The sequence below is a fragment of the Serratia sp. AR11 genome (genome assembly GCF_056376275.1).
The window spans coordinates 789,589-811,499 of the sequence record NZ_CM150739.1 but is presented as its reverse complement, the minus strand read 5'-3'; the positions used below and the strand labels follow the sequence as shown (position 1 = coordinate 811,499).

19 protein-coding genes are annotated in these 21,911 nt (G+C 51.4%); 9 read left to right on the top strand and 10 right to left on the bottom strand.

The window, feature by feature from the left end; genetic code table 11:
- The first annotated feature begins 234 nt into the window (after positions 1-234).
- The 7 genes from hutU to ACSOSI_RS03715 all read left to right on the top strand — a co-directional run bounded on the left by hutU (position 235) and on the right by ACSOSI_RS03715 (position 9,279).
- Positions 235-1,926: a urocanate hydratase gene (hutU, locus tag ACSOSI_RS03745; protein ID WP_017891637.1), complete on the top strand. Its 1,692-nt coding sequence runs from the start codon at positions 235-237 to the stop codon at positions 1,924-1,926.
- Entirely contained in the window at positions 1,923-3,458 is a 1,536-nt protein-coding gene (hutH, locus tag ACSOSI_RS03740) for a histidine ammonia-lyase (protein WP_012005252.1), read from the top strand. Before hutU ends, hutH begins: the two co-directional genes overlap by 4 nt.
- Positions 3,459-3,558: 100 nt before the next feature.
- The gene (locus tag ACSOSI_RS03735) at positions 3,559-4,950 is read left to right on the top strand and encodes an amino acid permease (RefSeq protein WP_012005251.1); all 1,392 of its coding nucleotides are present in this window, start codon (positions 3,559-3,561) and stop codon (positions 4,948-4,950) included.
- 52 nt (positions 4,951-5,002) lie between these two features.
- The gene (locus ACSOSI_RS03730) at positions 5,003-5,968 is read left to right on the top strand and encodes an ABC transporter substrate-binding protein (RefSeq protein WP_112362963.1); all 966 of its coding nucleotides are present in this window, start codon (positions 5,003-5,005) and stop codon (positions 5,966-5,968) included.
- Positions 5,969-6,036: 68 nt separating this feature from the next.
- Entirely contained in the window at positions 6,037-6,882 is an 846-nt protein-coding gene (locus ACSOSI_RS03725) for an ABC transporter permease (protein ID WP_017891633.1), read from the top strand.
- A 5-nt stretch (positions 6,883-6,887) separates the two neighbouring features.
- Positions 6,888-7,745, top strand: coding sequence for a quaternary amine ABC transporter ATP-binding protein (locus tag ACSOSI_RS03720; RefSeq protein ID WP_012005248.1), 858 nt, complete (start codon positions 6,888-6,890; stop codon positions 7,743-7,745).
- A 10-nt stretch (positions 7,746-7,755) separates the two neighbouring features.
- Positions 7,756-9,279 (top strand): HAL/PAL/TAL family ammonia-lyase, encoded by a 1,524-nt coding sequence (locus ACSOSI_RS03715; RefSeq protein ID WP_419246514.1) that lies wholly within the window; start codon positions 7,756-7,758, stop codon positions 9,277-9,279.
- A gap of 50 nt (positions 9,280-9,329) precedes the next feature.
- Here ACSOSI_RS03715 and ACSOSI_RS03710 read toward each other — a convergent pair whose 3' ends face one another.
- The 8 genes from ACSOSI_RS03710 to ACSOSI_RS03675 form a co-directional block, all read right to left on the bottom strand.
- Positions 9,330-10,520, bottom strand: coding sequence for a methionine gamma-lyase (locus tag ACSOSI_RS03710; protein WP_476706565.1), 1,191 nt, complete (start codon positions 10,518-10,520; stop codon positions 9,330-9,332).
- A 46-nt stretch (positions 10,521-10,566) separates the two neighbouring features.
- On the bottom strand, positions 10,567-10,938 hold the full coding sequence (locus ACSOSI_RS03705) for a hypothetical protein (protein WP_476706564.1): 372 nt from the start codon (positions 10,936-10,938) through the stop codon (positions 10,567-10,569).
- Positions 10,939-10,948: 10 nt separating this feature from the next.
- Entirely contained in the window at positions 10,949-12,139 is a 1,191-nt protein-coding gene (locus ACSOSI_RS03700; RefSeq protein ID WP_218218190.1) for an NAD(P)/FAD-dependent oxidoreductase, read from the bottom strand.
- Between the two features lie 536 nt (positions 12,140-12,675).
- On the bottom strand, positions 12,676-12,972 hold the full coding sequence (locus ACSOSI_RS03695) for a phage holin family protein (RefSeq protein WP_218218192.1): 297 nt from the start codon (positions 12,970-12,972) through the stop codon (positions 12,676-12,678).
- Positions 12,973-13,453: 481 nt separating this feature from the next.
- Positions 13,454-13,840 carry a M15 family metallopeptidase gene (locus tag ACSOSI_RS03690; protein WP_112362968.1) on the bottom strand — a complete coding sequence of 129 codons (387 nt, stop codon included), beginning with the start codon at positions 13,838-13,840 and terminating at the stop codon, positions 13,454-13,456.
- An 811-nt stretch (positions 13,841-14,651) separates the two neighbouring features.
- A complete protein-coding gene (locus ACSOSI_RS03685) occupies positions 14,652-15,899 on the bottom strand; it encodes an insecticidal delta-endotoxin Cry8Ea1 family protein (RefSeq protein ID WP_476706563.1) in 1,248 nt (415 codons plus the stop codon).
- A 50-nt stretch (positions 15,900-15,949) separates the two neighbouring features.
- On the bottom strand, positions 15,950-16,354 hold the full coding sequence (locus ACSOSI_RS03680) for a hypothetical protein (protein WP_218218198.1): 405 nt from the start codon (positions 16,352-16,354) through the stop codon (positions 15,950-15,952).
- Positions 16,355-16,822: 468 nt separating this feature from the next.
- Positions 16,823-17,704 (bottom strand): LysR family transcriptional regulator, encoded by an 882-nt coding sequence (locus ACSOSI_RS03675; protein ID WP_112362971.1) that lies wholly within the window; start codon positions 17,702-17,704, stop codon positions 16,823-16,825.
- 345 nt (positions 17,705-18,049) lie between these two features.
- Here ACSOSI_RS03675 and ACSOSI_RS03670 point away from each other — a divergent pair, with 345 nt between their 5' ends.
- Positions 18,050-18,442: a hypothetical protein gene (locus ACSOSI_RS03670; RefSeq protein WP_112362972.1), complete on the top strand. Its 393-nt coding sequence runs from the start codon at positions 18,050-18,052 to the stop codon at positions 18,440-18,442.
- On the top strand, positions 18,372-18,587 hold the full coding sequence (lysC, locus tag ACSOSI_RS03665; protein ID WP_369523087.1) for an Rz1-like lysis system protein LysC: 216 nt from the start codon (positions 18,372-18,374) through the stop codon (positions 18,585-18,587). The genes ACSOSI_RS03670 and lysC overlap by 71 nt, the downstream gene beginning before the upstream one ends.
- Before the next feature lie 179 nt (positions 18,588-18,766).
- Here lysC and eno read toward each other — a convergent pair whose 3' ends face one another.
- Together eno and pyrG are read right to left on the bottom strand one after the other, a co-directional pair.
- A complete protein-coding gene (eno, locus tag ACSOSI_RS03660; protein WP_012005243.1) occupies positions 18,767-20,062 on the bottom strand; it encodes a phosphopyruvate hydratase in 1,296 nt (431 codons plus the stop codon).
- Between the two features lie 81 nt (positions 20,063-20,143).
- The gene (pyrG, locus tag ACSOSI_RS03655) at positions 20,144-21,781 is read right to left on the bottom strand and encodes a glutamine hydrolyzing CTP synthase (RefSeq protein ID WP_012005242.1); all 1,638 of its coding nucleotides are present in this window, start codon (positions 21,779-21,781) and stop codon (positions 20,144-20,146) included.
- Between the last annotated feature and the right edge of the window lie 130 nt (positions 21,782-21,911).

Below are 21,911 nucleotides of genomic sequence, written 5' to 3'. Positions count from 1 at the left end.
TAGCTCACTGTTCTCCCCTGCCCAGCTAATGGCCACAACGTCTGATTAAATATCAACGCATTGATTAATAACAAAAATAACTTTCTCTTATGCCATTTTGGGCATCCACTGGTCGGTGTTGCATATGCTTGTACATACAAGTATATGTTAATAAACCCTACGCATTGTTATGGCGTGGTGATTCACCCCACCGCGTTATGGGATTCTGCACCAATACTGTTTGAGGAAAATGCTGTGACTGCAAATAACAAAGTTCGCAATGTCGAAGTACGCGCGCCACGCGGCACAAAATTAAATGCAAAAAGCTGGCTGACCGAAGCGCCGTTGCGCATGCTGATGAACAACCTCGATCCTGAAGTGGCGGAGAATCCGCACGAGCTGGTGGTATACGGCGGCATCGGCCGCGCCGCGCGTGACTGGGATTGCTACGACAAAATTGTCGCTACCCTGAAAACCCTGGAAGACGACGAAACCCTGCTGGTGCAGTCCGGCAAACCGGTTGGGGTATTCAAAACCCACAGCAACGCGCCACGCGTGCTGATCGCCAACTCCAACCTGGTGCCTCACTGGGCAACCTGGGAACACTTTAACGAACTGGATGCCAAAGGCCTGGCCATGTACGGCCAGATGACCGCCGGCAGCTGGATCTACATCGGTAGCCAGGGCATCGTCCAGGGCACCTACGAGACCTTCGTCGAAGCGGGTCGCCAACATTATGACGGCAGCCTGCAAGGCCGCTGGGTACTGACCGCCGGTCTGGGTGGCATGGGTGGCGCACAGCCGCTGGCCGCCACGCTGGCAGGTGCTTGCTCGCTGAACATCGAATGCCAGCAGAGCCGCATCGATTTCCGTCTGAAAACCCGCTACGTCGATGAACAGGCCAAAGATCTGGACGACGCACTGGCCCGCATCAAGAAATACACCGCTGAAGGCAAAGCCATCTCCATCGCCCTGTGCGGTAACGCGGCGGACGTTCTGCCGGAACTGGTGCGCCGCGGCGTGCGTCCGGACATGGTCACCGACCAGACCAGCGCCCACGATCCGCTGAACGGCTACCTGCCTAAGGGTTGGAGCTGGGAAGAATACCGTCAGCGTGCGCTGACCGAACCCGCTCAGGTGGTTATCGCCGCCAAGCAGTCAATGGCCGAACACGTTGAAGCCATGCTGGCGTTCCAGAAAATGGGCGTGCCAACCTTCGACTACGGCAACAACATTCGTCAGATGGCGAAAGAAATGGGCGTCAGCAATGCCTTTGATTTCCCAGGCTTCGTACCGGCTTATATCCGTCCGCTGTTCTGCCGCGGCGTTGGCCCGTTCCGCTGGGCCGCACTGTCCGGCGATCCACAAGACATCTACAAAACCGACGCCATGGTTAAAGAACTGATCCCGGATGACGAGCATCTGCACCGCTGGCTGGATATGGCACGCGAGCGCATCAGCTTCCAGGGTCTGCCGGCACGTATCTGCTGGGTCGGTCTGGGCCAACGCGCCAAACTGGGTCTGGCGTTCAACGAAATGGTCCGCAGCGGTGAGCTGTCCGCACCTATCGTCATCGGCCGTGACCATCTGGACTCCGGCTCGGTTGCCAGCCCGAACCGTGAAACCGAATCAATGAAAGACGGCTCAGACGCCGTATCCGACTGGCCGTTGCTCAATGCCCTGCTCAATACCGCCAGCGGCGCAACCTGGGTTTCCCTGCACCACGGCGGTGGCGTCGGCATGGGCTTCTCCCAACACTCCGGTATGGTTATCGTTTGTGACGGCACCGATGAAGCCGCAGAACGCATCGCCCGCGTATTACATAATGACCCGGCCACCGGCGTAATGCGTCACGCCGATGCCGGTTACGACATCGCCATTGAATGCGCCCGCGAGCAAGGTCTGAACCTGCCGATGGTGGCTGCGACTCAAGGAGACAAAGCATGAAAGCGCTGACCATACGCCCAGGCCAACTGACACTGGCACAACTGCGTGAAATTTATCAACATCCGGTCACCCTGACTCTGGACGACAACGCCTACGCAGACATCCAGAAAAGCGTTGCCTGCGTTGAACGTATCGTTGAGGAAAACCGTACCACCTACGGCATTAACACCGGTTTCGGCCTGCTGGCATCCACCCGCATCGCCCGCGAAGATCTGGAAGACCTGCAGCGTTCTATCGTGCTGTCGCATGCCGCCGGTGTCGGTGCGCCCACCGACGACAATCTGGTGCGCCTGATTATGGTGCTGAAAATCAATAGCCTGTCGCGCGGCTTCTCCGGCATCCGTCTGGAAGTTATCGAGGCGCTGATGGCGCTGGTCAACGCCGAAGTCTATCCGCATATCCCGCTGAAAGGCTCCGTAGGCGCCTCCGGCGACCTGGCACCGCTGGCACACATGAGCCTGGTGCTGCTGGGTGAAGGCAAGGCCCGTTATCAGGGCGAATGGCTGCCTGCCACCGAAGCGCTGGCCAAAGCGGGCCTGAAACCGCTGACGCTGGCGGCCAAAGAAGGCCTGGCACTGCTGAACGGCACCCAGGTTTCCGCCGCCTTTGCCCTGCGCGGTTTGTTTGACGTGGAAGACCTGTACGCCGCGGCAACGGTCACCGGTAGCCTGACGGTGGAAGCCGCTCTGGGTTCACGCAGCCCGTTTGATGCGCGCATTCATGCCGTGCGCGGTCAGCGTGGTCAGATCGACGCCGCCGCCGCTTACCGCCATCTGCTGGGCGAGCGCAGCGAAGTGTCCGATTCACACCGCAACTGTGAAAAAGTGCAGGATCCGTACTCCCTGCGCTGCCAGCCACAGGTGATGGGCGCCTGCCTGACGCAGATTCGCCAGGCCGCCGAAGTGCTGGAAATTGAAGCCAACGCCGTCTCCGATAACCCACTGGTCTTTGCTGACCAAGGCGACGTACTGTCCGGCGGTAACTTCCACGCCGAACCGGTCGCCATGGCCGCCGACAATCTGGCGCTGGCGTTTGCCGAAATCGGCTCACTGTCCGAACGCCGCATCTCGCTGATGATGGATAAACACATGTCGCAGCTGCCACCTTTCCTGGTGGACAACGGCGGGGTGAACTCCGGCTTTATGATTGCCCAGGTGACCGCCGCGGCGCTGACCAGCGAAAATAAAGCGCTGGCGCACCCGGCCAGCGTCGACAGCATCCCGACCTCGGCCAACCAGGAAGACCACGTTTCCATGGCACCGGCCGCCGGTCGTCGCCTGTGGGAAATGGCGGATAACGTTCGCGGCATTCTGGCCGTCGAGTGGCTGGCGGCCTGTCAGGGGCTGGATCTGCGTAAAGGGCTGAAAACCACCGAAAGCCTGGAGCAGGCCCGCCGCACACTGCGCGAGCAAGTCAGTTACTACGACAAGGATCGTTTCTTCGCTCCCGACATTGAAGCCGCCAGCCTGCTGTTGGCGGCCGGTCACCTGACCTCGCTAATGCCTGCAGCACTGCTGCCTAGCCAGGCATAAATAAACCCTACCACGCAGTTTGTTCTGTCCCACCGGGCGCTATCCGCCCGGTGCGGATAGCGCGTGCCTGTTCTGCCGTAAAAACTCGACGGGAAGCAACATGCATAACGAAACACCACAACTCAGACGCGGATTAAACGCGCGACATATCCGCTTTATGGCACTCGGCTCCGCCATCGGCACCGGGCTGTTCTATGGCTCCGCCGGGGCGATCCAACTGGCCGGTCCTGCAGTGCTGCTGGCCTATCTGGTGGGCGGCGCGGCGGTCTTTATGGTGATGCGCGCGCTGGGGGAAATGGCGGTGCATCAGCCGGTTTCCGGTTCGTTCGGCCACTACGCCAGCCATTATCTTGGCCCGCTGGCCGGTTTCCTCACCGGCTGGACCTATACCTTCGAAATGGTGATTGTCGCCCTGGCGGACGTGACGGCCTTCGGCATTTATATGGGGCTGTGGTTCCCGGACGTCGCCCAATGGGTGTGGGTACTCAGCATTATCATGTTTATCGGTGCGCTCAATCTGTGCAGCGTGAAAGTGTTCGGCGAAATGGAGTTCTGGCTGTCGCTGATCAAGGTTGCCGCCATTGTGGCAATGATAGTCGGCGGCGGTGCCGTGATGCTGTTTGGTTTTGGCCAGGCTCAGCACGCCACCGGCATCAGCAATCTGTGGGCGCACGGCGGCTTTATGCCTAACGGCATCGGCGGCGTGGTCGCCTCATTGGCGGTGGTGATGTTCGCCTTTGGCGGCATTGAGATCATCGGTATTACCGCCAGCGAGGCAAAAGACCCCGCGAAGGTACTGCCGAAGGCGATCAATGCCGTACCGATCCGCATTTTGCTGTTTTATGTGCTGACGCTGCTGGTACTGATGGCTATCTATCCGTGGAACAGCATCGGTCAGAACGGCAGCCCCTTTGTTGAGATCTTCAGCAATCTGGGCATCAGCTCGGCTGCCAACGTACTTAACGTGGTGGTGATCACCGCCGCCATTTCCGCCATTAACAGCGACATCTTCGGCGCAGGCCGCATGATGTACGGCATGGCGCAGGATGGTCAGGCACCGAAAAGCTTCTCCAAACTGACCTCCAATGGCGTGCCCTGGATGACGGTGTTGGTGATGTCGGTCGCCCTGCTGCTGGGCGTGGTGCTCAATTACCTGATCCCCAAACAGGTATTTATGATCATCGCCTCCATCGCCACCTTCGCCACCGTCTGGGTCTGGCTGATGATCCTGCTATCACAGATTGCCATGCGCCGTACGCTGACACCGCAGGAGGTTAGCAAATTGAGCTTCCCGGTGCCGTGGTGGCCGGTCGCACCGGCGCTGGCAACGATATTTATGCTGTTCGTTATCGGCCTGCTCGGTTACTTCGAAGACAGCCGCATTGCCCTGTACGTGGGGCTGGTGTGGGTGGCCTTCCTTACCCTGGCTTACTGGTTGTGGGTACGTAAAAAAGGCGGGGGTTCACCCGTCACGTCCTCACCACAGTATTAATCTCACGAGCCCGCCGTTCCCGGGCTCTTCGTCATTAAAGTGGAGTATCACTATGCAAACACGACACAAACTATGGATACCGCTGATCGCGCTCGGGCTGATGACAGGCAGCCTGTCCGCGCGCGCAGCAGGCTGGTGCGAGTCCGGCAAGCCGGTCAAATTCGCCGGACTCAACTGGGAAAGCGGCATGCTGCTGACCGACGTCATGCAATATGTGCTGCAAAAGGGTTACGACTGTAAAACCGACGCGCTGCCGGGTAACTCCATCACCATGGAGCAGGCGGTCGGCACCAACGACATTCAGGTGTTCGCCGAAGAGTGGATTGGCCGCAGCGAAGTCTGGAACAAGGCAGAGAAAGCCGGCAAAGCGGTCAGCGTCGGTGCGCCGATTGTCGGCGCGGTTGAAGGTTGGTACGTGCCGCGCTATGTGATTGAAGGCGATGCCAAACGCAAGTTGAAACCGCTGACGCCGGATCTGAAAAGCATCCCCGATTTGGCCAAATATGTGCAGGTATTTCGCGATCAGGAAGAACCGGACAAAGGCCGTTTTTACAACTGCCCGGCCGGCTGGACCTGCGAACTGGATAACACCGCGATCCTCAAAAAATTCAAGCTGGACGACAAGTTCACCAACTTCCGCCCTGGCACCGGCCCGGCACTGGATACCGCGATCCTCTCCAGCTACCGTCGCGGCGAACCTATCCTGTTCTACTACTGGTCACCGACCCCAATCATGGGCCAGCTCGATCTGGTGAAACTGGAAGAGCCGGGCGTGGACAAGAACATCCATATCAAGGTCGGTATTTCCAGCGTGTTTAACCAGCAGGCGCCTGAACTGGTGCAGGTGTTGTCAAAAGTGAATCTGCCGCTTGATCTGATTAACCAGAATCTGGCGCGCATGAGCAAGGAACGCATCAGCTCAGAGAAGCTGGCGCTGGAGTTCTTCAAGCAGCACCCGGAAATCTGGAAACAGTGGGTCAGCGAAGACGCAGCGAAAAAAATTCAGGCCTCCTTGTAATCGCTTTGGCATTCAGTAAACACCAACCCGGAGCCTGTGCGCTTCGGGCCTGACAGGGGTAAATACTTATGTTTCCAGATCGTTTTACTTTCTCCATCGCCGATTGGATCAATCGCTGGGTCGACGTGCTGGTCACCAACTATGGCGATATGTTCCGCAAGATCTCCGACACCTTGCTGTGGGCGGTGATCCACCTCGAAAGCCTGCTGCGCGCCACCCCATGGTGGGTGATGCTGGCCGTGGTCGGGCTACTGGCCTGGCACGCCACCCGCCGTTGGCTGCCGACGGTGGTGATCGTCGGCCTGTTGCTGCTGGTCGGTACCGCAGGGATGTGGGACAAGTTGATGCAAACCCTGGCGCTGGTGCTGGTCGCCACGCTGCTGGCGGTGATTATCGGCATTCCGCAAGGCATATTGGCAGCGCGTAGCGATCGCGTACGGGCCGTAATGATGCCGCTGATGGACGTGATGCAAACCATGCCGAGCTTCGTCTACCTGATCCCGGTGTTGATGCTGTTCGGGCTGGGCAAGGTGCCGGCAATTCTGGCGACGGTGATCTACGCCACGCCACCGCTGATCCGCCTGACCGATTTGGGTATCCGCCAGGTGGACAAAGAAGTGATGGAATCCGTCACTGCCTTTGGCGCCAACCGCTGGCAGAAACTGTTCGGCGTGCAGTTGCCGCTGGCGCTGCCAAGCATCATGGCCGGTATCAACCAGACCACCATGATGTCGCTGTCAATGGTGGTTGTGGCCTCAATGATCGGTGCACGCGGGCTGGGCGAAGACGTGCTGGTGGGCATTCAGACACTGAACGTCGGTCTGGGCCTGGAGGCAGGTCTGGCGATCGTTATTCTCGCCGTAGTCATTGACCGTATCACCCAGGCTTATGGCCGCACCGCCATTGCGAGGTAACCCCGATGAACAAAATCGAAATCAAGAACGTCTACAAGATCTTCGGCCACAAAACGGCGGCGGCGCTGGCAATGAGCCAGCAGGGTAAAACCAAGCAGGAAGTGCAGGCCGCGACGGACTGCGTGATCGGCGTGCACGATCTGTCGATGTCGATCGAAGCCGGTGAGATCTTTGTGATCATGGGCCTGTCCGGATCGGGTAAATCCACCCTGGTGCGCCACTTCAACCGGCTTATCGATCCCACCAGCGGCCAGATCCTGGTGGATGGCGAGGATATCCTGCGCTACGACGAGAAGCAGCTTGAGCACTTCCGCCGTCACAAAATCAGCATGGTGTTCCAGAGCTTTGGCCTGCTGCCGCACAAGACGGTGCTGGACAACGTGGCCTACGGATTGAAAGTACGCGGTGAAACAAAAGAAGTGTATCAGGAGCGCGCACTGCATTGGATCAACACCGTCGGGCTAAAGGGCTATGAGAAATCCTACCCGCATCAACTCTCCGGCGGTATGCGTCAACGCGTCGGGCTGGCGCGTGCGCTGGCCACCGATACCGACATCATTTTGCTGGACGAAGCGTTCAGCGCGCTCGATCCGTTGATCCGTGCCGAAATGCAGGATCAACTGCTGGCGCTGCAAAAAGAGCTGCACAAGACGCTGGTGTTTATCACCCACGATCTGGACGAGGCCGTGCGCATCGGTAACCGGATCGCGATCCTCAAAGACGGCAAACTGATCCAGGTCGGCACGCCGCAGGAGATCCTTAACAACCCGGCCGATGAGTATGTTAACCGCTTCGTACAACGCCGTCTGGCGCTGGATGAGAACGTACAGAAACCGCGCCCGATGATCGCGGCCCGTGCCTGAGGAGAGCAATATGCACTACCCTATTTCGGTCACCCTCGACAACCTGCCGTTGCGCTGGCAAGACGTGGTGGCGGTAGCCAGATATCAGGCACCGCTCAACCTGTCTGACGCTGCCTGGGCGCGTATCGACAATGCGCAGGCCATAGTTCAGAAAATTGTCGCCAGTGAACAACGTGCCTATGGCGTCAATACCGGCCTGGGGGCGCTATGCAATCAGGCACTGCACGGCGAACAATTGGCGCAACTGTCCCGCAACACGCTGATGAGTCACGCCTGCGGCGTAGGGGAACCGCTGAGCGATGAGCAGACCCGCGCCATTATCTGCTGCGCCATCGTCAACTATTGCCAGGGTAAGTCCGGCATTCAACGCCCGGTCGTAGAAGCGCTGCTGGCACTGCTTAACCGGGGGATAACCCCGCGGGTGCCGTCGCAAGGGTCGGTCGGCTATCTGACCCATATGGCACACGTCGGCGTCGCGCTGCTCGGTCTGGGCGAAGTCAGCTACCGTGGCCAACTCGTCTCCGCAGCCCAGGCTTTGGCGGAGGAAGGCATTGTGCCGCCACAGTTGGGCGCCAAAGATGGTCTGTGCCTGGTCAACGGCACGCCGTGCATGACGGGATTGAGCTGCCTGGCGCTGGCCGATGCCTGGCGGTTGGCCCGCTGGGCGGACGTGCTCGCGGCGATGAGCTTTGAAGCTCTGGGCGGACAGATCGCCGCCTTCGACAGCGAAATCCTGGCACTGAAACCGCACCCGGGTATGCAACGGGTCGGCAGTAATTTGCGGATGTTATTGAACGGCAGCGAGATGATTGCCGCCAGCAAGGGCATTCGTACCCAGGATGCGCTGAGCATCCGTTCAATCCCGCAGGTGCACGGTGCCTGCCGCGATCAAATTGCTCATGCAGAACGGCAGATTGAAATCGAGCTGAACGGCAATAGCGATAATCCCCTGCTGCTCGGCACGCCGGACAACTATAGAGTGATGTCACAGGCCAACCCACACGGCGAGTCTGTGGCCATGGCCGCCGATCTGCTGGCGATTGCCATCGCCGAACTGGGTGGTATCGCAGAACGGCGCATTGATCGGCTGATTAACCCACTGGTCAGTGGCTTACCGGCATTTCTGGTCAGCGAGCCCGGGGTGAACTCAGGCATGATGATCGCTCAATACGTGGCGGCATCGCTGTGCGCGGAGAACCGCCAACTGGCACAGCCTTGCGTGGTGGATAATTATGTGACCTCGGCGCTGCAGGAAGATCATCTCAGCCTGGGCACCGGGGCGGCGCTAAGGCTGCATAAGGCGCTGGGCAACATTAACCAGATCCTGGCGATTGAATACCTGCTGGCGGCACAGGCCTTTGAGTTCCTGCAGCAGCACCGTTTCGGTGACGGCACCCAACGTGCCTGGCAACGGCTGCGGCAAACAGTGGCCCCTTATCATCAGGATCGCTGGCTGGCACCGGATATCGCCAGCAGCGCCGCGCTGTTGCAGGATGAACAGGCGCTGGCGGAAATTGCCCCGACGCTGCTGTAATCCCCGCCCCTGCCCCCGGTCTGTACACCCACAGGTCGGGGGCATCGTGCTTAGCGCTGGGCCAAGGCCTGACGGATATCCGCCTGCAGATCGTCAGGATCTTCGAGTCCGGCAGACAGCCGCACCAAACCATCGCTGATATGGTGGCGCTGCCGCTCCTCGGCGCTGTAGGCCGAGTGAGTCATACTGGCGGGGTGCTGGGCCAGAGACTCGCAATCCCCCAGGCTGACCGCACGCAAGATTAGGTTCAACCCATTGAGGAAGCGGATCCCCGCCGCCATGCCGCCTTTCAATTCAAAGGCCAGCATGCCGCCCGGTCGCGCCATTTGCCGCTGCGCCAATGCATACTGCGGGAAGTCCTCCAGACCGGGATAATAAACCCGTTCCACCGCCGAATGCTGCGCCAGCATTTCCGCCAGGCGTTGAGCGTTGTCGCAGTGGCGTTCCATGCGTAACGGCAAGGTTTTCAGGCCACGCAGCAACAGTGCGGCATCCTGCGCCGACAGCACCGCCCCGTTCATGTCTTTCAGCCCGACCAAACGAATGTCCTGCGCCAGATCCTGATGCGTCACCGCCAGACCGGCCAGTAAGTCACCGTGTCCGCCGATGTATTTGGTGGCGGAATGCACCACAATGTCCGCCCCCAATTCCAGCGGCCGTTGCAGATACGGCGTGCAATAGGTGTTATCCACCAGCAGCAGCGCCCCCTGACGGTGGGCAATTTCGGCCACTGCGGCAATATCGACCAGGCGCATATTGGGGTTAGCCGGTGTTTCGCAATACACCAGCCGGGTACGCGGGCCTATTGCCGCCGCCAACCGCTCCGGCCGGGTCAGATCAACGTGGGTGATTTTCACGCCGTAGCGCGCCAGCCCATGATGAAAATAGCTGAAGGTGCAGCCATAAATGGTTTCATCGACGATCAGCTCATCCCCTGGACTGAGCAGCGTCCAGCAGCAGGCGGTAATCGCGCCCATTCCGGAGGCAAACGCCACCGCCGCCTCCCCGCCCTCCAGATCGGCAATTCGCTGTTCCAGCAGGTTGACCGTCGGATTGGCAATACGCGAATAAAAATAGCCTGGCTCAGTACCGGCAAAACAGGCACCGCCGTATTCCGCCGTCGGGAAGGTAAAGGTCGAACTCATAAACACCGGCGGGCAGAGCGCTCCCAGATATTGCTGGGGATCGTAGCCATGGTGGATCGCACGTGTGGCAAAACCGTGCCTAAATGTGACAGACATGACAACTCCTTTCCTGAGTGAGTGAAAGCAATTCCAATGATTTCGCTTAAACGTCCGGCGGTAACGCGCTGCTGCGTACCCGCTGGCCGATGATTTGCAGGGTGCGAAGTACCAGCATCAGACCCAGCAAGGTATCCGGCTGACGTAACAGGGCATACAGCGAGCGAAAATTAGCAGACGACGGATCTGACTGCAGCTCGGTATGCGCCATCTTCAACGCCATTCCCCCTTCCCAGCCTGCCGCCACCAAGTCTTCAAACACGCCGGCCAACTTTTCCACCAGTGCGTTATCGGCGATATCCACCAGGTCCGACAGCAGTGACAATAAATCGACCACGTTATCGAGCCGCCCACCGGCCAGCAGTGGCTGCAGCTTGTCCAGCAAGGGTGCCAGGGATGCTTGTTCAGATGCGTTCATAAGCCCTCCGTTAAATCAGCCCGCGTACCGTTGCCCAATACAGCCCGCGATTAAAGCCGTTGCGCAGCATGCCGCCCACTTTGGTTGACGGCGTCGGCAGCACATCGTGGCGATAGTCGTAAACCAGTGGCATACCGGCCTGTAGCCCCATTTGAGCGATCGCCTGCACCTTGCCGTCATAGTGGCTGACGGTCTGGCCCAGTCGCAGTTCAGCCACGATATTATCGGCGATCACCGGTGCCTGATTGTGGCAAGAACCACCGGCCTTGCTGACCGGCAGATCCACCGTATCGCCGATGACATAAACCCCCTGCTGGCCATAAACCTGCAGCGTCTGGTGGTCGGTCGGCAGCCAGCCTTCGCCATTATTACCCTCGCTGAGGTCGGTATTGCGTACCGCTTCTACGGCGCGGATCGGCGGCGTGGCCATCAGAATATCGAACGGCTGTTCTTCTCCCTCGGCGGAGTAAGCGACTTTCTGCTGCGCGTCCACCCGGCTGAGAGTAAAGCCACGCTGATGACGGATATCACGCGCTGCGAAGATACCGGGCAAGGCTTCGGCGGTCGGGCGCTGCAAAAACAGGCAGTTACGCAGCAGCTGCGAGACGCTGGGATAGGTATAAACAATTTCGATCGCCTTACGCACCCCGCGTCGACGCAGGTAATCATCGAGCATCAGCGTGGTTTCTATCGGGGCAATGCCGCACTGATGCGGCACGTTAGGCGTTTCGGGGAAGGAGACGGTAATAAAGATTCGGCCTTTCTCAATCGTTGCCAGCTTTTGCGCCAGCTGTCGGGCGGCCTGATATTGATAGAAATGATCGCCCGCCTGCGCCAGCCCGTCGATACGATCCGGCCAGGGTACACAGCCAGTGGCAAACACCAGAAAATCATAGGAGTAATGTTTACCACTTTGGCAATGAATGACCCTTTGGGATAAATCAAAACGCTCGGCTTTATCGACAATAAATTTTATTTCCGGGCGCAGCAGACTTTGTTGAGAGCGGGTCAACTCCTGCTTAAAAAAAGCGTTGAAGGCTACGTACATAAAAGCGGGTTTATAATAATGAACCGGAGAGTCCGAAAGCATTAATAACTCAACTTTATTATTCAATATCTCCCGGTGTAATTTCGCCGCCAGTAAATTGGCTAATATGGTCCCGCCAGTGCCGCCACCGACAACCACAATCCTGTTTTGCATCAAGCCCTCACCCAGCCGGCCCGCAGGTCGACAATTTTATGAAGAAACGAACGGAGGCAGGAGTACAGGCTTAATTTCGCCGCCTTACTAGCAGTCTAGTAACGAAAGAATATAAAGCAATATAAAATGGCATTTATCAAAACCCCATTAATTATTACAATTAAATTATATAGTTAAAAAACCATGATTAAAATCAAGCGAAAACCAAAAAAAACACACTATAACTTACTTAACTATATATAGCTGAATGATACCAAAAATGAACATTTTCAGTTTAACAACCAAAATTCAATACGCAGTTTAGCGATACTGTGGTCGGTACAAAGGATTCTAAGAAAGAGCTAAGGCCATTATTCTGCAACTCTGTCAGGAAATTGGCATTATCAATACTCCGCCCTCACCAGACAACAGCTGTTAGCATCAGGAAACTCGCATGCCCTGTGGTATACCCTGACATTATTGGGTCTCGAACACATCGTCTGACTGGCACAGGGCAACTCGGGGAACCTCTATTAATATGTGCGAGAAAAAATCGATCACGATGGAAATAGTCGCTGCCAAAAATACGTCAAAGCCGCACTTCCCATAGCGCCAAATAGCCCGGAGAAAAACAAGGTCATATAATTGCTAGCACCATTTTCAATACTTAGAATCCCCCCTAACAATCCTGTAAACCCAGAGATAATAAGCTGACTTGTAACCTCTATCCAACTCCATTTCTGATGCTGATAGTTGATTCTGATTAGATACTTTACCAAGCCACCCCATGCGGAAAGAAGCATCATAACTATCCACAAACAGAAGTCAGGATCAGTAGGTTCTTTGCTTGACATGATTTACCCTATTTATATTCATAAATAATTACGGGATAAGTATTGTTAAAAATCTGAAAAGATACGGATTCCTTAGCACAATGCACTTTTCAAGAAAACTAAAACTAATTCCATTTAACATTGAAAATGTAATTTCCGCCGCATTATCCAGTAATTCAAGCTTCCTACGGAGTCTAAAAATAAGTTGCGAAATATTAAGTCTACCTATTGCGGCTTCTCTCCCGCACCATACATGGCTAATTATTTCTCTAACAGGAATGTTATCGCCCCATCGTCTGGATGAAATGTATTCGAACAATAAAAACTCCTTATCAGTCAGAGACACTTTTTTATTTTTACAGAATAAAGTCTTCGTGAATCCATCAATCAATAGAATCTTCATTAGTGTCACCTCTAAGCGTAATTATGCTGCTCTCTTAATACTCTGTTACTCGGAAATGGTGATAGCACGAATTATCAGACAATGACGGTGATGAATCCCTTAAGGGTAGAACTGTTTTGGCAATTCAAAATGAGGTCCATCCCGGAAGCTTTTCCAATCGCCACCCCAGATAATAGGTATGTCCAACTTTTTGGCTGATGCTTTCATTGATTTTGCAATAGCAGCAAATGCCTCCCAGTCACTCCATGGAATAGTACCATTGACCCATGGAACCAGATCGACTGCATGTCCTGTCAAATGCCGGCTGTTCATGGTCTGCGACATACCCGCAGCATTTAGTTTTGCTTGTCGCTCGTAACTTCTACGCCCCTCCAGAACACTGAAGATGATCTCGCTATGCATAAATGCATCGCGAACCACGACAACAAGATCGGGATGAACATCCTGCAATGCCAGCTCACTCTGTAGATTTAAAATCCGATTCATAAACAGCACTCCGTTTCATTAAATATCAATCATGAGCTTTATCATTTCTTATAATTAAGAAAATTAATTATAAATATAGTTAAAATGAACGAAAGAGAAGATGAATTTTATGACAATAGTGATAAATTTAATTCCACTAACCGGCTTATTTTTATCAAACACCAAACAGAATGGAGCCGCATGATTATTTATCAAAATCCAAAAACTTAATTAAAGCATCAATTGTGTGATTCAATTCACAAAAAAAAGAAATGTGAAGTTATTAAAATGCTGTTATGTTGCATTTCATTTTAAATAAAATAAATCTAACAAAAACCAATAACGCATATAATATGAAATAACAACACAGGCTAGAGTGTTGGCGCAAACTTATCACCCTAGCTCATTTGAGCCACATGTGCCTGCAACTGCAGTAATTAAAGGCCAACTGAAAAATTGTATATGTGTTGTAGCAGATTGCTCCAGCAGAATGGTGATTATACGCGCAGGCCACAAAAGTATGGCATCGAATTATCGTCAAACAGATAAGCTCTTAGAGCTAGAAGGGTGAGAATACAGTGGGTAGGTTTACAAGGTAAAGCCAGAAATCATCAAAATATTCGATAGTTCTTCCGTATCTCGACTAAAATTTTTACAGTATATGAAAGCTCGAAACACTGCTGTACGAAAGCAAAAACTATCTTAAATACAGGTATTCTTTGTATATAAATGTAGCGCCCCCGCTCTGTGAGGTGCTGTTAAATATTCCGGGTACGATGCTAGTGAAAAAACCCACAGGGAATTAAGCCAAGCCCCTGTGGGTAAAAGTTAGTTAACTTGTTATTCTATGGAACATAATGCAAATATTTGCGGCCTGTCCTGCAAGTTCCCGTCGATCGCTGGAAAGGAATATCCCCGCGATATAATGTGAGTCCGCATAAAACTTTTGATAATTTTTCGAGTAGCGCTGGCCAACTTTGAATAAAGTGCCATCATCCAACGTAAACATGAGTTCATCAAGTGCATCCGTACCCCATGTTTCAATTGATTTAATCACACGGCCATTAAGCTCGATAGTTTTTGACTCGCCAGAACGAGTACCCTGGTGATACGTATCTCCATTTTCAAATGTAATTTCAACACCTCCAACTCGTGGTGCATTACCAATACGCACATCATAACCAGTAATGGATTTAATCTGGTTATACCGGCCATTAATCATATTTGGTTTAATCGGTTGGACTCTATCCGACTCATCTTTCAGAGCCATAATCCTGGCCTGGCTTGTATTATATCCAAATAACGTGGAATAACAGAGCGTCGCAGGATAAAAAGATTTTCCGAGGGTACCATTCTTATGGACATTACGAACAATCTCCAGATATTCCATGCCATGCATGCCACAATGATAATGAACATTCATAATATTAGTCGCAATATTCCTAGGGGAGGATATATTGAATTGAGTTTCCAGCTCTACAGAATATAAATCCGAGATATATTCTTCAGCATGTTTCACTAGAGTGTCAATATTATGCTGAATTTCATTTACTTGATTCTCATTCAAGCCAATTTCCTTTCTTCGCTCGATACCCATGGTCCAGTACATGAGTTGAAGCAGTATCGTTGTTGAATAGAGCGGGAGGATTTGGTAATTATGTTCGCGTTCAAAAGTGGTAAACTGTAGATGAACACTATCAAGGATAACATTAACACTCATATACAAATCTCTGGCCTCTGCCGATCCTGGGTGATCGGTGAAAGCAGCTTTTACCGATGCGATTTTCCCCTGAAGTTGAGCCATCTCACCTAGTAATATGCTACGAATTGCTGTAATGATTCGCTCTTCAACATATTCCTTCAACCGCTCTACAATTGAAGACCATATATCAACCTGAGTATCACGCCAAAACAAATTTATAATAAATGAAAGATAGGGCCCTATTTCTGGAATGAATCCTACTCCATTGATAATGGTATCTTTTACAACACCATTCCAGTCAAACTCAAAAACACTTCTATTGTAAGCGTTATATGGAATCATTTGATTAGTATCCACTGACTTTACTAAACTCATCATAAATCCTCTTTTATACAATTATCTTCCAAAAGAAATATCGTCAACATATTTCAGGTTATGTTTTCCATGGTTTCTGCAGTGACAAAACATTGCCTTTTCGTGTCATTGGTAATTTTAATCATGCTATAATTCGTAGCATTAGGTGGTGAGGATAAAACTTTTGTTTCTCCAACCTTTACTTTTACACTTGTGTATAAAGTCCACGCCCCGATAAAGGCAGCCCAAAAATACTCAGCGGTAATCTCTTGTGCCGGCCCCTCATTAGTAATAGAAACGTTTGGCCATACTTCAGGAATAATACCACTCCCATTATAAAGAACATCCCTGACAGATGAATGTGGCGCGATAATAAGCGACTCTCTGCGCTGAGGTACCACTGTCAACGTAGAGTTATTACTGTCGACGTTCGATTTTTTGTCAGCATTCGCATTGATTGTAATATATACATCATTCATTTTTATAACCTTACCTGTATAACAACGACATTGTTGTCACGAGATAGGTTAGGCGATACGTCATGATCAACCCAGTTAATTATATCGGGTAACGCCGTTACAAAATATATTACGTAGAGATAACCATAAACTGCGATGGAGGAGATAATGCGTCAATGGTTTATTAAAGAATTAACGAGGTTAATTTTATTTTATGAGGGTAGGATATAGATTTTTGAACTAGTCAGCAGCAGGAAACTTGAACAATAAAACAAGGAGAACGCAAACCCTTTATGTTGAATTTTTTAACTGGTCTAAAACTACAAACCAGTATGAACATCACAAACAGTCACAGCCGTTTTATGGCTAGCATTTATTATTTTAACTGGTAATTCATACTGGTTTGCAAGATTAATTGATACATCTGCTAATGTGTTTTTTCGGTAGGGGTTTTCATATTAAATAATTCTAAATATTATCAATTGACCATTATAATCTGGAGTTTTTTAGTATCGTAGCGATCTTGCCGAACTCATGATAATTTTCCGTATGGAAAAACATATGTCTCTCAAAGATTATCGGTTCAGGAAATGGATTAGGTATAAACTCTAAAATATCTTCATTAATTCTTCTCCTTTTAATAAAATCTTCGGTAATCATAGTCAATCCATTCCCCCCACTTATAGTTTCCATAATATCGCTAAAATCTGGCATCCCAATGAAATTACACTCAAGACCATAACATCCTATTCTATTACATACATACTTATATATGGGATGATTTAGTAATTCACTTCGATGCAGAACCTCCTCATTTTTTAGTAATGTTTTTATGTCCTTACATTTTACCAGTGCTTTTTTACTCACCAGTATCCCAACCGCCTCTCTGGAGAGAAACAAATTAGATATATGTCTAGATGATTCAGGAATTCCTATCACTGTGCTTATTGCAATATCACAATTCCCTAAAGCAAGTTCTTTATGTGCCGAGTGTTCAATCTGTGAAATTACGACCTCTTTACATAATTGAGATTGGATTATCTTCAAGTTATCAACAACAACGGGATAGTAAAATCCATCCATAAATATTTTTATGCGCGTTGCTGTACTGTTATCCTGCATAAAGTCATTATAAATTCTATTAACTTCGTGATATATAGGACATAGTGATTTGTAAAGACATCGCCCATTATCAGTCAACACTATACCTGAATTACATCGTAAAAAAAGCTTACTAGAAACGCCCCTCTCTAACTCATAAATAGAGTGCCTTAAAGCGGAGGTTGTTAAACAAAGGGATTCCGAAGCTTTAGAGTAACTCCCTTCTTCAATTACTTTCATAAAATGCTTTATTTTTCTTGAGAAAATCATGTGAGATACCTTTTTCACTAACTATATAATTTGAAAGTATTACACAAAAAGGTATATCTCTTTGATATTGATCAAGTTTACCTATTTACACACACTAATAACAAAAAAATAACCACACTCGCAAAAAAAACCATAAAGTTATTCAACGCTTATTGACATAAATGTCTCTACATCAACCGAATAACGGCTTATGACAGCCAGCAGATAATGCTGAAGCTAAACGAATGATATATAAATAACAAGAAATAACTTTCTGTGTTTTTAGGCTGCATCTATATTTTGAATTTATAAAGTCAAACATCCTGAATGACTTTTTCTAGAACACAACTCTATCCCGGAGGGTTCATGCGGTTTCCAAAGTTAATGATCTCAATAGGTATAACCCTACTCATCAGTGCGGGTGGCGTTATTTATATTCAATACGGATATATTAATCATCTTCAGAATAAATATCAGCATGCGTCTGATAATGTTTTGGCACTGACCGAAAAAATATTATTGATTGAAAAGCAAGCTGCCATTGTCGCTGACACGATGGCAAACCATAAAAAAAAATCACTTCAATTACAGGAAAAAGCATATGCTACACGTAAAATCCTTCGTGATATTGAGATCAATGATTATTGTGCTGACCAGCTTGTGCCTGCTGATATTCTGCGGGTGCAGTATGAAGCCATCAGCTCAGGTGCGTTTCATTCCGCCGAGCCTGCTGACTCCTTGCCCGATTCCGAGAGCTAATATAATGAGATGGAGGGATTATCCAGACTATGTTGTTATTCTTCACCAGGCACTCAATGCCTGCAACACAGATAAAGAAGCCATTAGTTCAATATTAAAAAAATTCGCTCGTGATGCTGACAGTAATTTCTTGCAGTCAAAATAGCTTTATTGTTAGTTTCGCATGCTAGTTGACCTTTTTGCTTTCTGGCTTATTCTCGTAGGGAAATAGAACGCTGCTACCGGGAACTGAAATCATTGAAACGTAAATACTCTATAAAAAAATGCCGGCCACCTTAAGTGACCGGCATTACGGGTTTTATTTAACAACGAATCAAACCGTTATTACTGACCTTTAACTTCTTTCAGGCCATTGAAAGGTGCGCGTGAACCCAGCGCTTCTTCAATACGGATCAGTTGGTTGTATTTGGCAACGCGGTCAGAACGGCTCATGGAACCGGTTTTGATCTGGCCAGCCGCAGTACCTACCGCGAGGTCTGCGATAGTTGCGTCTTCGGTTTCACCTGAACGGTGAGAGATCACCGCGGTGTAGCCTGCGTCTTTCGCCATCTTGATAGCAGCCAGAGTTTCGGTCAGAGAACCGATCTGGTTGAATTTGATCAGGATGGAGTTAGCGATGCCTTTCTCGATGCCTTCTTTCAGGATCTTGGTGTTGGTAACGAACAGGTCGTCGCCCACCAGCTGGATTTTGTCGCCCAGCACTTTGGTCTGGTATGCGAAACCATCCCAGTCAGATTCGTCCAGGCCATCTTCGATGGACACGATTGGGTACTGTTTGGTCAGGTCTTCCAGGAAGTGAGTGAACTCTTCGGAAGTGAAGGCTTTGTTGCCTTCGCCGGCCAGTACGTATTTACCGTCTTTGTAGAACTCGGAAGCCGCACAGTCCATTGCCAGGGTCACGTCTTTGCCCAGCTCGTAGCCTGCTGCTTTTACCGCTTCAGCGATAACCGCCAGCGCTTCAGCGTTGGAACCCAGGTTTGGTGCGTAGCCGCCTTCATCACCGACAGCCGTGTTCAGGCCTTTGGCCTTCAGCACTTTGGCCAGGTGATGGAAAACTTCAGAACCGATGCGAACGGCTTCTTTCAGGGATTTAGCGCCAACCGGCTGAATCATAAATTCCTGAATATCGACGTTGTTGTCAGCGTGCTCGCCGCCGTTGATGATGTTCATCATAGGCAGTGGCATAGAGAATTTGCCTGGGGTGCCGTTCAGCTCAGCGATGTGCTCATACAGCGGCATACCTTTGGAAGCCGCAGCCGCTTTGGCAGCAGCCAGAGAAACCGCCAGAATGGCGTTAGCGCCGAACTGAGATTTGTTTTCGGTGCCGTCCAGGTCGATCATGATCTTGTCGATGTTAGCCTGGTCTTTGGCATCTTTACCCAGTACTGCCTGAGCAATCGGGCCATTTACTGCAGCAACGGCTTTCAGTACGCCTTTACCCAGGAAACGAGACTTGTCACCGTCACGCAGTTCCAGTGCTTCACGGGAACCGGTAGAAGCACCTGACGGCGCAGCAGCCAGACCTACGAAACCGCCTTCCAGATGCACTTCGGCTTCAACAGTCGGGTTACCGCGGGAGTCGATGATTTCACGACCGATGACTTTAACGATTTTGGACATTAGGTTTTCCTCAGTACAAGTTAAACTAAAACTCCAGACAAACAGCGCGCGGTTCTCACCGCGCGCCGCCTACCAAATATTTTATTTCACCTGGCGCTTCTGATACTCACCAGCGGCCTTCACAAAGCCGGCGAACAGCGGATGACCATCACGCGGCGTCGAAGTAAATTCCGGGTGGAACTGACAAGCTACAAACCACGGGTGATTCGGCAGTTCGATAATCTCAACCAGCTTGTTGTCTGCGGAACGGCCGGCAACCAACAGCCCGGCGGCTTCGATCTGCTTCAACAGCATGTTGTTAACTTCATAACGGTGACGATGACGTTCAACAATGGTCGGTTCGCCGTACATCTGACGCACCAGGCTATTGTCGGTCAGGTGGCATTGCTGGCCACCGACACGCATCGTGCCACCCAAATCGCTTTCTTCAGTACGCACTTCGACGTTGCCGTCTTCGTCGCGCCACTCGGTGATCAACGCCACCACCGGGTACTTACAGTCTGGCACAAACTCGGTAGAGTTGGCGTTCTCCATACCCACCACGTTGCGGGCGAACTCCATCAGTGCCACCTGCATACCCAGGCAGATGCCCAAGTAAGGGATGTTATTTTCACGCGCGTAACGCGCGGTCATCACCTTGCCTTCCACACCACGGTAACCGAAGCCGCCTGGGATCAGGATAGCATCCAGACCTTTCAGCACTTCTACGCCACGGGTTTCCACATCCTGCGAGTCGATCAGCTTGATGTTCACTGTCAGACGATTTTTCAGGCCGCCGTGTTTCAAAGCTTCAATCACCGACTTATAGGCATCCGGCAGTTCGACATATTTGCCGACCATACCGATGGTCACTTCGCCGCCCGGATTGGCTTCTTCGTAAATCACCTGCTCCCATTCGGCCAGGTTGGCTTCCGGCGCATTGAGGCTGAATCGTTTACAAATATAATCATCAAGCCCCTGAGATTTCAAGAGGCCTGGGATTTTATAAATAGAATCAACGTCTTTGAGGGAGATAACCGCTTTTTCCGGCACGTTACAGAAAAGTGCGATTTTTGCACGTTCGTTAGCAGGAACGGCGCGATCAGAACGGCAAATCAGCACATCAGGCTGAATACCGATGGAAAGCAGCTCTTTTACGGAATGCTGGGTAGGTTTGGTTTTCACTTCACCGGCAGCGGCCAGGTACGGCACCAGCGTCAGATGCATGTACAGGGTGTGCTCACGGCCCACTTCCACGGCCATCTGACGAATGGCTTCCAGGAACGGCAGCGATTCGATATCGCCCACGGTACCGCCAACTTCCACCAATACCACGTCGTGACCTTCGCCACCTTCGAGGATACGCTCTTTGATCGCGTTGGTGATGTGCGGAATAACCTGTACGGTTGCGCCCAGATAGTCGCCACGGCGTTCTTTACGCAGAACGTCGGAGTAGATACGACCGGTGGTGAAGTTGTTGCGACGCGACATTTTGGTACGGATGTAGCGCTCGTAGTGACCCAAATCCAGATCGGTTTCTGCGCCGTCTTCGGTGACGAAAACTTCCCCATGCTGAATCGGGCTCATGGTGCCCGGATCCACGTTGATGTACGGGTCCAGTTTCATGATGGTAACGTTGAGGCCACGGGCTTCAAGAATAGCCGCCAGAGAGGCTGCGGCAATGCCTTTACCCAGAGAGGATACGACCCCGCCGGTCACAAAAATATAATTAGTTGTCATGCTGAACCTGAGAGTTTAGGTTTAAAGACGATGGAAGAACCAAGACGGGAAAGTAGTATACCCGAACCTCTTCAGACCTACAAACGATCGTTTTACTGTCCATCATCTCTTTTCCCCTCGGGAGTTCATC

What these genes read in the sequence shown, in the direction of transcription:
- hutH (WP_012005252.1), top strand. Translation starts at nt 1,923, where the DNA reads ATGAAAGCGCTGACCATACGCCCAGGCCAACTGACACTGGCACAACTG.
- ACSOSI_RS03735 (WP_012005251.1), top strand. Translation starts at nt 3,559, where the DNA reads ATGCATAACGAAACACCACAACTCAGACGCGGATTAAACGCGCGACAT.
- ACSOSI_RS03730 (WP_112362963.1), top strand. Translation starts at nt 5,003, where the DNA reads ATGCAAACACGACACAAACTATGGATACCGCTGATCGCGCTCGGGCTG.
- ACSOSI_RS03725 (WP_017891633.1), top strand. Translation starts at nt 6,037, where the DNA reads ATGTTTCCAGATCGTTTTACTTTCTCCATCGCCGATTGGATCAATCGC.
- ACSOSI_RS03720 (WP_012005248.1), top strand. Translation starts at nt 6,888, where the DNA reads ATGAACAAAATCGAAATCAAGAACGTCTACAAGATCTTCGGCCACAAA.
- ACSOSI_RS03715 (WP_419246514.1), top strand. Translation starts at nt 7,756, where the DNA reads ATGCACTACCCTATTTCGGTCACCCTCGACAACCTGCCGTTGCGCTGG.
- ACSOSI_RS03710 (WP_476706565.1), bottom strand. Translation starts at nt 10,520, where the DNA reads ATGTCTGTCACATTTAGGCACGGTTTTGCCACACGTGCGATCCACCAT.
- ACSOSI_RS03705 (WP_476706564.1), bottom strand. Translation starts at nt 10,938, where the DNA reads ATGAACGCATCTGAACAAGCATCCCTGGCACCCTTGCTGGACAAGCTG.
- ACSOSI_RS03700 (WP_218218190.1), bottom strand. Translation starts at nt 12,139, where the DNA reads ATGCAAAACAGGATTGTGGTTGTCGGTGGCGGCACTGGCGGGACCATA.
- ACSOSI_RS03695 (WP_218218192.1), bottom strand. Translation starts at nt 12,972, where the DNA reads ATGTCAAGCAAAGAACCTACTGATCCTGACTTCTGTTTGTGGATAGTT.
- ACSOSI_RS03690 (WP_112362968.1), bottom strand. Translation starts at nt 13,840, where the DNA reads ATGAATCGGATTTTAAATCTACAGAGTGAGCTGGCATTGCAGGATGTT.
- ACSOSI_RS03685 (WP_476706563.1), bottom strand. Translation starts at nt 15,899, where the DNA reads ATGATGAGTTTAGTAAAGTCAGTGGATACTAATCAAATGATTCCATAT.
- ACSOSI_RS03680 (WP_218218198.1), bottom strand. Translation starts at nt 16,354, where the DNA reads ATGAATGATGTATATATTACAATCAATGCGAATGCTGACAAAAAATCG.
- ACSOSI_RS03675 (WP_112362971.1), bottom strand. Translation starts at nt 17,704, where the DNA reads ATGATTTTCTCAAGAAAAATAAAGCATTTTATGAAAGTAATTGAAGAA.
- ACSOSI_RS03670 (WP_112362972.1), top strand. Translation starts at nt 18,050, where the DNA reads ATGCGGTTTCCAAAGTTAATGATCTCAATAGGTATAACCCTACTCATC.
- lysC (WP_369523087.1), top strand. Translation starts at nt 18,372, where the DNA reads ATGAAGCCATCAGCTCAGGTGCGTTTCATTCCGCCGAGCCTGCTGACT.
- eno (WP_012005243.1), bottom strand. Translation starts at nt 20,062, where the DNA reads ATGTCCAAAATCGTTAAAGTCATCGGTCGTGAAATCATCGACTCCCGC.
- pyrG (WP_012005242.1), bottom strand. Translation starts at nt 21,781, where the DNA reads ATGACAACTAATTATATTTTTGTGACCGGCGGGGTCGTATCCTCTCTG.